Annotated in this window: 7 protein-coding genes; all 7 read right to left on the reverse strand. The window is 49.6% G+C overall.

Features of this window, described 5'->3' with window-relative positions; all coding sequences use genetic code 11:
* Positions 1 to 4,544: hypothetical protein (locus LBJ25_04180; protein ID MDR1453151.1), on the reverse strand; the 4,544-nt coding region annotated here is incomplete at its 3' end.
* A gap of 176 nt (positions 4,545 to 4,720) precedes the next feature.
* Positions 4,721 to 5,650, reverse strand: a complete 930-nt coding sequence (tilS, locus tag LBJ25_04185) for a tRNA lysidine(34) synthetase TilS (GenBank protein MDR1453152.1) — start codon at positions 5,648 to 5,650, stop codon at positions 4,721 to 4,723.
* 290 nt (positions 5,651 to 5,940) lie between these two features.
* A complete protein-coding gene (gene sppA / locus LBJ25_04190; GenBank protein MDR1453153.1) occupies positions 5,941 to 8,334 on the reverse strand; it encodes a signal peptide peptidase SppA in 2,394 nt (797 codons plus the stop codon).
* Between the two features lies 1 nt (position 8,335).
* Positions 8,336 to 10,069: an aspartate--tRNA ligase gene (gene aspS, locus LBJ25_04195; protein MDR1453154.1), complete on the reverse strand. Its 1,734-nt coding sequence runs from the start codon at positions 10,067 to 10,069 to the stop codon at positions 8,336 to 8,338.
* The gene (hisS, locus tag LBJ25_04200; GenBank protein ID MDR1453155.1) at positions 10,069 to 11,349 is read right to left on the reverse strand and encodes a histidine--tRNA ligase; all 1,281 of its coding nucleotides are present in this window, start codon (positions 11,347 to 11,349) and stop codon (positions 10,069 to 10,071) included. The genes aspS and hisS overlap by 1 nt, the downstream gene beginning before the upstream one ends.
* Before the next feature lie 29 nt (positions 11,350 to 11,378).
* Positions 11,379 to 11,678 (reverse strand): putative addiction module antidote protein, encoded by a 300-nt coding sequence (locus tag LBJ25_04205; protein MDR1453156.1) that lies wholly within the window; start codon positions 11,676 to 11,678, stop codon positions 11,379 to 11,381.
* Between the two features lie 54 nt (positions 11,679 to 11,732).
* A complete protein-coding gene (locus tag LBJ25_04210) occupies positions 11,733 to 12,206 on the reverse strand; it encodes a hypothetical protein (GenBank protein MDR1453157.1) in 474 nt (157 codons plus the stop codon).
* Positions 12,207 to 12,271: the final 65 nt, after the last annotated feature.

Genomic DNA, 12,271 nt, shown 5'->3' on the forward strand with positions numbered 1-12,271 from the left:
GCGCGGATGATTTCCATCAGCGCCTGATTACTTTTAGAATTCATATAATAGGCATACAGAGCGTCCAGCCATTGATAATTATTACTATTATTATTAAGTATCCTAACATCGGAATGACCCCAGTACAGAGTTGAATATTCGATCTCCAGAGCCTGCAGGACTTTATCAACCTCCGCGGCCTGCGCCGCGTCAAACAGACTTTTGCCCAGATCTTTGGCTAATTGCCGTCTGATCTTCTCGCGCGGTTCATTTTTTTCGTCCAGGCTATATATTTTACATATCTTGTCTAGCAGTACCCACTCTGCTTCATCTTCCTTTATCCCAAGCTCTTCGGTCAGAAGCCTGAAAATAACCGTCCTAATATTTTTCATATCAGCGGAAACTTTTTCCTTGGCCATACTCAATTTTTCATCAATAAGCTTTAACGCTTCGTCTATCCTAACCTTTTTATCTTCATCACAACTATCCAGCAGCTCTATCCGTGTGCTTTTTATGTTGTTGGCTTTATTATAAAGCTGGCCGCTGGTGAGACGTTCCGCCGCGGCGCGAATGACCGCCCGGGCAAAAGCGGTCTCGAGAATATCGACATTTGGATCGGTCAAAGGGTATAGATCAAGGCTTGGATCATTTTTAAAAGCATTTGTTATATCTTCAAATGTCACGGCATTTTCACGGCGAAAACGCAGGATATTTTTTAACACCGCCGTTTCGTTCACTTGTTTCACGAGCGGCAAAAAACTATCAAAAAACTTGGTAAAATTTTTGCTATCGTCGTTGTTGTCGCCGCGCCGCGTCAAAACTGAAAATGTCTCTGTAATGTCCCGTAGCAGTTCTGGACGTCCAGAAAAAGTGTCTAGCTCGTCTATAATCAGCATAATCTCGCGCTCGGGCAGCAGGCGGCCGGAGCCATCAATAACTAAACTCTTGAAAACTTTCAGCTCTTCAGCGCCCCATTGAAAACCCCGATCTGCCATCCTGGATAAAATATCCTCAGAATATAAATTGCCGCCGGCTTTCAAACCAGACAGGCTGGTCTGTTGAAAAAATTCCAGCATTTTTGTTTTCATTTTTTCTACATCACCATGTTCCTGGCAGACATTCTTCACGTTTTCCAGATTCACCAAAAAACTCAACAGTTCCTCTAAATTTAATTTTTTAGTTCCGGCAGAAGCCAAAAGAGCTTCAACAAAGGCAATTTGTTCCTCGCGTCCCTCGATGCCGCAGTTATATAGAGGATTGTTCGTTGATAGGCCGAACCAATCAACTAAAGCTCCTACATCAGCATCAACAACATTTTTGTGCTCAGGATCCGCAGCCGTTCTTTGCGACAGCACATAACGCCGCGCCAGAAAAACCTCGCGTTCTTTTGCGGTATCAGGATCATCAGCCAGAGTTTCAAATTTGCTCTCCAGGACGTACAAAAAATTCATAATAAGATCTATACTATCTTTAACATCCTGTAAATCCCTTTCGTCCCTGGCCATCAAACTCTGGGCGAGAGCAGATCTGGTATTTTGAAAATTTGGCAAAATACTTATACCCAACTCATAATTACTGCCAAAATTATCATCTGGCCGTGGAGACAAGAAAACGCTCGTAAAATCAAACTTTTTGATATGTGTATTGGATAAAATATCAATCACAGCGGAAATTTCCGCGCCAGTCGGCTTCAGCGGCGCCGCTCGCTCAATAAGCAAATCGGCTATCGCGTCAAAATTGGGACTCGCCAGCAAGACCGCGCCTTTCTCGCTAAGCTCAGCCAGTTGTGCTGGAGTTTCAAAGCCCAGCTGTTTTAGTTTTTCCAATTTCGGCAGCAGTAGCAGCAAATCCTGCGGAGAAACCTTTGCGGCTATACTGGAAAATTTATTTATATCTATACTGGCAATACCGAATATACTCCAGGATCCCTGTAATCTGTTATAAAATTCATTGACATTTAAACCAGATGCCGTAATGCCGGTAAGTTTTGCGTATTCGATCCTGATGTTATCTTTCGAGTTTTTTACCAAATTATTTATTCTTTCAGCTAAATCTGTATATTCCTCGTTTGAAAAATTTTCATAACTATTAACATCAAGATAATCCGCTATATATCTTTGCAAAAAATCTTTAAACCCCGTGTTAGCTTCGTTGGCTTTATAGCCCAGACCATGCTCCGCGCTGTTTTCACACAAAATCCTGTCGAGCAGCGCAACGGACACAGGAACACTTCTGAAAGTAAAGATATAGTCCTGACCATCGATGCTGCACCTGCCGTCCTCGCTCAACTTGACCCTTTGCGCTTCGGAGAAAACGCCAGTTTCTATATTTCTCTTGAGCGCGGAACCATCGTCATAAACACGATAATGTTCCCCATTCAAAAAAAACTCTCTTAGATGCGTTTTTGTCTGCCAAATATTCTGCAGGCCGTCCGCCGCATTTGCGCCTTGTGAACTGTCTGTCGCGCTGGAATTTCCAACAATTTCCTGATTGTTAAAAAGCACTTTATCAGTAAGAAATTCACTGTATGAAATAGCAGCGCTGTTCTTATATTCCTGATACAACTCCGTTTGGTTTTTGGCCAAAAATTCAAATAAAACTTTGTCATCCTCTGCGTTCGTGAGGTGACTCCACATATTCAGTATATTATCAATACTACCGTCCAACAAAAACAAAAGCTCCTTACCGGGAATCGTTGCCAGGCCGCTCAGCCAGTTCAGGTTTTCCGGCAGAATACTCCGCAATTCAGACAACGCAAATTCGTGTTCGCCTATAGAAGGCCAGCTGGAGGGATCGCTCAGGGCATACAGACGCACCAGAAATTCATTACGTTCAAACCAATCAGTCAAACTTTTTTCATTGGCGCAATTAGGAATAATATCGGACGCCAGCATTTGCTCCAAAATATTTTTGCCTATTTTCAAATGTTCAGCCTGCTGATCAATTCCTTGCCCAAACCAGACCGGAAAAAGATCCTTTCCGATTTTTTCATGTTTTATATACTCAAACTTTCCACCAATCATGGTGGCTACCTCAAAATCACCCTCATTAAGCCTTATCCGATCTTCCGGCATTTTTACCATCTTGCTGCCTTTTAAATAAAAGATCTCGTCCTTAATAATCCGGCACTCTGTTTTGCCGAAATTGAAACTGGAAGCTTCAGCTTTCAGCCAGTCCAGCGGGATCAGTTCGCGGCGGCCGTCGACTGGCTGGAAATCATACTTGATCCCACCGTAGGTATATCCGGTTTCTGTTTTTTTCAGCCCGTTAAGCTCTACCATAACGCCGGAAACAAGGCTGTAGCAGACGCCGTTTATATTTCTATATTCTTTATTTTCCAGCCAGACGCTGGTCTCAGCGGCGGCTTCCCAGGGGCTTGGTTTTAATTGCTGGCTATACTGACCGATCTGCGTATTCAGGCGCGTTTGGCGGCCATTGTACAGATGATCGCGTACCGCCGCGTCTAGATCCTGATTTTGGATAGTGATCATCTCATCAACTATAGCCAGAGCGCTTTTAATGCTATTATCGATACTCCTGCTCTCCCAGAGCGCAAAACTGCGGATAATTTCCGCGCTCAGCGGCTGGCCGCCCAGACAGGTTTTAATTTTATCCAGATTGCACAGGGTTCTGGCTATGGCCGCCCAGCTCGCGCCGTCATTGGCCAGCTGATGCAGCAACAGCTCGGGATTGTCTAGCCCAGATTCTCCCAGGGCAAAATTCCTGTATAAACTTTTGATATCACTATTGGAACAACTCTCCACTCCATCGCCGCCACGGAGATTAGCCAGCTGCCGGTATTTCAACTCGGCGCCGATCTCTTTTATTTTATTCTCGGCTTCCTGCGTGCTGAAAAATACATTGCGTTCCCTATCCAGCAATTCATACATCGCGTACTCTAAAACCTGCTTGTCGGTTATGCTCAGCGCATTAAGCTCACGCAAAACAGCAGGATCCAGCAGCGGAGTATGGCCGAATTTCCTGGCAAAATCGATGATCTTATCCATATCCTTACTCATATCAATGTAGGAGCTGCCGGAAATCCGCGCTACAGCGTCAATATTCAGGCCGATGCGGATAATTGTTTCGTCATCAATGCCGGCCTTTTGCAATGCTTCAATAAGATTTAAATTAGCTCCTAAACTAAGCACATTACCGTACTTAATAAAATCACTATCCGAAAACTTAGTTCCAAGAGCAGCGTATATAATCGTGCTGTTGGGACGCGCGGGGTTTGCCTGGACATCTCTTATTGTTTTTTGCGCGGCAATTTCTTCCGGCGACGCGGGGTCAATATTCAAACCGTTGCGCTGGGCGGAAAAAACCGCGTAAGCTTTCCAATCATTATCGATCTGTTTTTGCAGAGCTTTGAGCGCCAGGTCTTTTATTTCCCTTCTTTCCGCTGTGTCATCCGGCAAGCCAGCGATCTCGCTCACTTTGCACAGCTGGCCGTTTTCCAGAGTTAGTAAAACATCTGCATATCTGGAATCTTGAGCGGCGCTGCGCCTCTCTCTAAGAGCATGTTCAGGAATTTTTGTTTCTTCGGAGCCCTGAAACTTATCCAAAGATATATTAGACCTACTATTTGCTGCCTCAACCCCAGAGGCGTACAAAAAACGCATAAATCCCCCTTCAAATCACTTCCTGATTTAAAAATACCCATTATTACTCAAAATATACTAATAGATATATCGATGTATCTACGCGGATAAATGCATCGATTTTTTTTGATAATTAAATTTTATTTGCTGACCAGCAGTTTTCCGTCCCCGTCAAGGCTGAGCGTCGTCAAGCCGTTGTCTAGAAAATTTTCGATGTAGCTAAGCGAAATATCATTTAATATGCCGCAAAGTTTCTCGACGGCCAGCCGGACAATACGTCTGGCCAAAGCGCGGTGGCAGCTCTGCAAAGCCACAGCGTCGAGTTTGATCCGCGCCGGTTCTTCTTTAATGACAATCTCGCCATAAAGCCGCCGCGCTGCGGAGTCCAGATATTCGTCATCGGCGCGCAGTATCTCCGCCGTGCGGCGCAGTCCTTCCTGATAATTGGGGTTGATCTCTTTCAACAAAGGTAGCACTTCCAGCCGTAATTTGTTGCGCGTGTAAGCGGTGTCCGCGTTGGTCTCGTCTTCCTGAAAAGTCAGAGCGTTAGCGGCGGCGTAGGCGAGGATTTCCTGTTTAGCAGCCTGTAGCAAAGGCCGCGTCAGGCGCACCCCCTGTTCGAGACGTTCCGGCGCGATACCGGACAGTCCTTTCGCCGCCGCCCCGCGCAGCAGCCTAAACAGGATCGTCTCCGCCTGATCGTCAGCCTGATGCGCCAGCGCCAGAACACCGTAATTGTGCAGATGCGCTTCCTGAAAAAAGAATTCATATCTAGCCCGTCGTCCGGCGTCTTCCAGCGAGAGACCGGACTGCGCCGCCAGAGCCGGCACATTTTTGACGCCCAGATGAAAAGGCAGCCTGTATTTAGCGGCCAGGTTTTCCACAAAATCCGCGTCACGCTCGGCGGCGCCCTGACGGATCTGATGATTGAGATGCGCGACAGCCAGCGTGAAGCCGAGTGTTTTTTTTAAATGGCAAAGCAAGTCCAGCATAACAACAGAATCCACGCCGCCGGAAACAGCGGCCAATACCCTGTCCTGCGCGGTAAACAACACAGCATTAAAAAACATGGCTTATTTTAAACTTAAAAAATCAAAAAAAGAACAGAAAATATAGCTGCATTTTTTTAAAAGAACTTGCGAATTCTTAATGTAATTATTTGCGTAAAGGAGTTGATGGATATGAAAAAAACACTACTGATTTCGCTGATCGTTATCGCACTGGGCGCCACGGCCGCGGCCGTGGAAACCCCGACGATCAATTTCGCGGAAGAGTTAATGGCTCCGACGATCGAAATAATCGCCTGATCTTACCCTCTCAGCCGGAATAGATCTCTCCCCCGATTTGTTCCGGCTTTCCTTTAATAGATATAAGATTTCAATAAAACCGGCTCGCTTTTGAGCATCGAGTTAAAGGACAGTTTGTCCAAACCCAGCGCCACAGCAAGATTGTAACGGAACTGCGCCCAGCCGTTTACAGACGGCACATTGCGGACAACACGCGCCGTGCCTTTGATTTTTGCGCCTTTTTTGGCGGCTTCCAGCGCGTCGCTAAAAGAACCGAGCTTATCCACCAGGCGCAAGGTCTGGGCGCGTTTGGCGGTGTAAATTTTGCCCTGTGCCAGCGGCTCCACTTCATCAACATGCAAATTGCGCCCCAGAGCGACCGCCAGTTTGAATTGATCGTAAACCACCGCCTGATAACGCAAGAGCATCGTCATTTCCTCGGCGGTGAGCTCACGCCCCAGAGTATTCATGTCCGCGTGTTCGGCCGTCTTGATCGTGTCTTCTTTGATGCCCCATTCTTTGTACAATCCGCCAGCTTTTAAAGTCTGGCCGATCACGCCAATGCTGCCGACCAGCGCGCTGGGATTGGCGTAAATCTCATTGGCCGCGGACGCAATATAGTAACCGCCGGACGCGGCAATATTGCCCACGGAAGCCACCACATATTTTTTCTTGTCGCGCAGTTTTTGCACTTCTTTGTAAATGCGGTCAGCCGCAAAAGGCGAGCCGCCCGGCGAATTGATCCGCAATACCACGGCTTTGACGTGATCCTGCTGGCGAATCTCGCGCAGTTCGGCTAATACCGTTTCGCTGCCGGAGCGTTTACCGCCAAATAAAGTATCGGCATAAGAAACGCCGTCGATCAGCTCGCCGTCGATATCCACCACCGCGACCGTGCGAAAATCGGGAATAATAAAATTATTTTCCTCGAAACTAACCAATTCGCTCGGACGGACATAGCTCAGATTGCTGGAAAACTCGTCGACATTCTGCGTGGCCAGTTTAAGCAGCGCGCGCAACTGTTTTTCCGCTTCGTCGTAATAACCCAGCGCGTCGACTAAACGGTAATCCAGCGCTTCTTGAGCCGTGATAATCCCGCCGTCGGCAATGTCGGCCATATTTTGCGCGGAAATCTGCCGCGCGTCCTTGATCGCGGTGGACAATTCGTCGTTAATGTCCCTGACCAGCTGCTCAAGATGCTCGCGCTGTTTGTCCGTAAAACCGTCATTCCAGGGATTGAGCGCGTCTTTGTATTCGCCGGTATGGATCACCAGCGGTGTCAGCCCTAGTTTTTCCAGCAAGCCTTTGTAGCGCGTTACAGTCAGCGCGTGGCCGGCCGGAGTCAGCGCGCCCAGCGACGGCATGACGATCTTATCCGCCGCGGTCGCCAGATAATAAGCGTTGGCGGAAAGCTGGTCTTCTATATATACGACGACATATTTTCCTTTGCGCCGAAAATTCAGCAGCTCGGCGCGCAATTCTTCCAGCAGCGCCGCGTAAGAAACGCTATTGGACAGATCGTTAATGCGGATCATGATCGCCGCAACATTCTTGTCATCGGCAGCCACGCGGATTTTTTGCAGCAAGACATCGAGGCCGAGATTGCTGCCGCCGAAAATCGAAGCGTCCGACTGGCCAGCGATCAAACTGGCGTTCAGCTCCAGCAGTAAAATTTCTTTTTGCTGCATCACCGAATACTGGCGGACTTTGGGATACAGCTCATTGCCCAGCTTGACCGCCCAGCGGTATATGTACTCTTCACTGGAGCGTTCCAGCGCGTATTCCCAGGTCAGCTCGCCGAGGCCAAAACTAAAACCGACCGTCGGATTATTTTGATTGTAGCCGCCGCGCCAGGCAAAGCCGTCAACCATTTGCCATTCCAAACCATAATGTCCGCCGCTGTCCACGGCCAGCAAAAAATCACCCGGCGCGTAAGCCAAACCCAGCCGCGCCTGCGGATCGGCGTTAAGTCCCTGCCGCGCCAGATCTTGAATATTCACGCCCAGCCGCAGCTGCGGCCAAAAATTAAACATTAACCCCGCGTCCACAGTCCAGGCCGAGCCGACGGCTTCCGGAGTCTCACGCGCAATACTGTGGTAGACCAGGCCATAATCAATACCGCTGGAATTTTGCACGCCAAAACCGATAGACTGCGTGTCGACAAAATACGCGTCCCGGTCTACAAAGCGGCGGCGGCCAAAAGCCAGGCGGCCATACTTGAATGCCGTGTCGGTACCTACAGTATATTTCAAGCTGGACAGGTCATCTTCGCTGTAAGTAAACTGCAGCCCCGGGCGCGCCAGACCGGCGGGATTGTAGTGCAGCGCGGAAGTATCCGCGGCCGTGCCGGTAAAAGCGCCGCCCATACCCAGCGCGCGCACCCCCGAATCACGCCGCAAAACATCCGTAGTCGTGTCCGCAGCGGACAGGGTCAAACAAAATAAAATTAGTGTCAAAAATTTTTTCATTTCATTCTTCAGCGGTTTTTAGCCCCAATTCCTGCAGCTGCTCCGGCGCGACAGAAGACGGCGCTTCGGTCAGCAGACATTCCGCGGATTTTGTCTTGGGAAAAGCAATGACGTCACGGATCGACTCCGCGCCGGACAAAAGCATGACCAGCCGGTCTAGCCCGAGGGCCAAGCCGCCGTGCGGCGGCGCGCCGTACTGAAAAGCGTCCAGCAGGAAGCCGAACTTTTCCCGCGCTTCCTGCGCGCCAATGCCCAAAACCTCGAAAATCTTTTGCTGCTCCTCGGGCTTGTAAATACGCAGCGAGCCGCCGCCTAACTCCACGCCGTTGAGCACAATGTCGTAAGCGGCCGCCAGAGTGTTTGCGTCGAAATTCTCATCCAGCGGCTTGGTAAAAGGATGATGGGTGGGCGTGAGCTTGCCTTCGGCATTGCGCTCCAAAAGCGGAAATTTAACCACCCAGCAAAATTTAAACTCGCGCGGATCGTAAAGCCGCAGGTCTTTGGCAATGGCGCAGCGCAGTTTGCCCAGCGCGTCATGCACGATTTTTTTGCTGTCCGCCACGAACAGCAATATATCGCCGACTTCACCATGCAGACGCGCGATGATCGCGTCCAGCTGCTCCTGGCTGAAAAACTTGGCGATCGGCGAGTTAAGCTCATTTTGGCGGATCGTGATCCAGGCCAGACCTTTCGCGCCAAATTTGCCGACAAAATCTTTGTAGGCGTCGAGCGCGCTGCGCGACAATTTGCCGTCGGCGTTTTTCACATTGATGGCCTTGACTATACCGCCGTGGTCGACCACATCTTTAAAAACTTTTAACTGGGACTGCGCCGCCAGATCTGAAATATCCGTCAAGCGCAGATCAAAACGCAGATCCGGCGCGTCCGAGCCGTAAAAACTGACCGCGTCAGCGTAAGTGATTTCCGGCACTTCGTCGGGATATTTTTGGCCGATCAGCGGCAGGATCCGCGCCAGCAGACCGTCAACCAGATCCCGAATTTCTTTTTCTTCCGCAAAAGACAGCTCCAGATCGATCTGCGTAAATTCTGGCTGGCGGTCAGCCCGCAAATCCTCGTCGCGGAAACATTTGGCGATCTGAAAATATTTTTCGTAGCCGGAAACCATCAGCAATTGTTTGAAAAGCTGGGGCGACTGGGGCAGAGCGTAAAATTTGCCCGGCTTCACGCGGCTTGGCACCAAATAATCGCGCGCGCCTTCCGGCGTGGACTTGGTCAAGAGCGGGGTTTCTATTTCCAAAAAATCCTGTTCATACAAATACTCGCGCGTGACGCGCAGGATATTGGAGCGCAAAATCAGATTGTTTTTTAGATCCTCGCGGCGCAGATCGATATAGCGGTAACGCAATTTAATAGACTCGTCCACAGCCTGTTCATCGCAAACCGAGATCGGCGGCGTTTTGGCGGTATTCAAAATCGTCAGTGTCCGGCCTTCGACTTCCACCTCGCCTGTCGGCATATTGGGATTGACGTTCTCCGCGCCGCGGGCGATTACCCTGCCGGTCAGCGACACGACGTATTCCGAACGCAGCTCATCGGCCAGTTTATGCAGCCCAGCGTCATGTTCGGCGTTAAAAGTGATCTGGGCCAGACCGCTGCGGTCGCGCAAGTCCACGAAAATCACGCCGCCGTGATCGCGCCGCCTATTGACCCAGCCGCGCAGCTGTATCTCCTGCCCGATATCTTCTTTGCGCAAAGAACCGCATTTTCTCAACATTATTTTTCTCTCCTGTCCTGCTGATAATTTTTTTGAAGGCGCGCCGCTAATTCGGCAAAAGCGACTCCTTCCTGCTCTCCGGTCAGCATATTCTTAAGCTGGCCGCATTTTTCCAGTAATTCTTTGTCGCCGAGAATATAAACATACGCCGCGCCGAGTTTGTTGGCGGATTTTAGTTTGGCGCCCAAACCTTTGGCGGACACATCGATCTCGGCCGGAATACCGCCGCGCCGCAGCTCTGCGGCAAATACCGCCGCGCGGCCGCAGGCATTTTCGCCAAGCGGCGCCAGCAAAATATACGGACGGATCTCCGGAACGGTAATGTTTTGATTTTGCATGATCAGCACCGCGCGCTCAAGGCCAAAAGCAAAGCCCACCGCCGGCAGAGCCGGGCCGCCCAGTTCCCGCACGAGATTGTCATAGCGTCCGCCGCCGCACACCGCGTTTTGCGCGCCGAGCTGGCCGGAGATCACCTCAAAAACCGTCTTGGTGTAATAATCCAGGCCGCGCACCAGCCGCGGATTGACCTTGAATTTTATTTTTAAAATATTGAGATAATCCTGCACGTCATGAAAATGCGATTTGCAGTCCGCGCACAGCACGCTGGAGATATCCGGCAGGCCGACAAAAAAATCGTTGCACTTGGGATTTTTGCAGTCGAGAATACGCAGCGGATTGGTCTCAAAACGCTTGCGGCAGTCCTCACAAAGATTGTCGAGATTGTCACCCAAAAAAGATTTCAGCCGTTCCTTGATCACTGGCCGGCAAATCTGGCAGCCTACACTGTTGATATGCACTTCCAGATCTTTAAGCCCCAGCGCGGCGAAAAAATGCTGCGCCATGGCGATCACCTCGGTGTCTTGATAAGCGTTACCCGCGCCCAGAACCTCGCAGCCGATCTGGTGAAACTGCCGGTAACGCCCCGCCTGCGGCCGCTCGTAGCGGAACATCGGCCCCTGATACCAGAGCTTGCTCAGCGGCTCTCGATTATGACGATTGGACTCCAGATAAGCGCGCACGACCGCCGCCGTACCCTCGGGGCGCAGCGTGAGGTTGCGGCCTTTGCGGTCTTGAAAAGTATACATTTCCCGGGAAATGATATCGGTGTTTTCGCCGATGCCGCGCAAGAACAATTCTGTCTGCTCAAAAACCGGCGTGCGGATTTCCCGAAAATTGTACAGCGCGAAAATCGCGCGCGCTTTTTGTTCGACAAACTGCCACAGGGTTGTTTCTTCCGGCAGAATATCCCGCGTCCCGCGCGGGGCTGCATACTGGGTCATTTGGTAATTATAACCTGATTTAGTTTTTTTTACACGGCGACACGCCGCCCTTGCGGTAAAACAGCCAGTTTAAAACCCAGTGAATTTATGACACTGGTAATTGTTTTGAAATTTGGCACGCCGGTTTTAGATAAAGAACGGTAGAGGCTTTCTCTGTTTACTCCGGCTTTTTGAGCTATTTTAGCCATTCCCCGTATTCTGGCTACATCGCCCAGCGCAGAAGCAATTATTCCCGGATCGCCGTCCTCAAATGCCGCTTCTATATACAATCTGATGTCTTTCTCTGTTTTAATATAATCCGCAACATCATAATCATAAAATTTAACCATAATTTCATTGTAGCTTATAGGCCAAAAAAGTCAAGCTGTATTTTGATTTTATTTTTAGGAGTACAAAATATTAGGATTTTCAATTGTGCGGATCGAGATCTCGTCGATGTCTTTTTCCACAACCCTGGCGCTGACCGGCACTTCCTGTTCGCTGCCGCGGCTCAAGTGATGCGCCACCGCTTTTTTGGCTTCCGGCGACTCCGAATCATAACGCTGCAGCTCCAGCTTTAATTCAGGATGCAAAGACGACTCGCCGCCGCTGTTCTCAAAGATCCGCCCCAGCGACAGTGAAAATATGGCGTTTTCCACCATCTCGCTTTCCGGTTTGATACTTTTCCCTATCGATTCGCTCAAGGCCTCGGCGATCTCTTTTTTGACCGCCTCGTGCGCCAGATGATATTTGCGGATGGCGGAAGTGATCTTTTTATCGCTTTGCTTTTCTTCTTTTTTCAGCATACTCCAGACCGCGGAGGCCTGCGCCGCTTCTGAAAAAATCCCGCCGCTGTTTTGATTAAAATTAACCGCCATAAATCCCCCGTGTAAGACTAAACAATATCAACTTAATTATACCACCTTTCGGGTGAAAAAGGCAC

The sequence above is a fragment of the Candidatus Margulisiibacteriota bacterium genome (genome assembly GCA_031268855.1).
Taxonomy (GTDB): domain Bacteria; phylum Margulisbacteria; class Termititenacia; order Termititenacales; family Termititenacaceae; genus Termititenax.

Excerpts from the sequence above, each read along its gene's own strand:
- tilS (MDR1453152.1), bottom strand. The coding sequence starts at position 5,650 with ATGTTTTTTAATGCTGTGTTGTTTACCGCGCAGGACAGGGTATTGGCC.
- sppA (MDR1453153.1), bottom strand. The coding sequence starts at position 8,334 with ATGAAAAAATTTTTGACACTAATTTTATTTTGTTTGACCCTGTCCGCT.
- aspS (MDR1453154.1), bottom strand. The coding sequence starts at position 10,069 with ATGTTGAGAAAATGCGGTTCTTTGCGCAAAGAAGATATCGGGCAGGAG.
- hisS (MDR1453155.1), bottom strand. The coding sequence starts at position 11,349 with ATGACCCAGTATGCAGCCCCGCGCGGGACGCGGGATATTCTGCCGGAA.
- LBJ25_04205 (MDR1453156.1), bottom strand. The coding sequence starts at position 11,678 with ATGGTTAAATTTTATGATTATGATGTTGCGGATTATATTAAAACAGAG.
- LBJ25_04210 (MDR1453157.1), bottom strand. The coding sequence starts at position 12,206 with ATGGCGGTTAATTTTAATCAAAACAGCGGCGGGATTTTTTCAGAAGCG.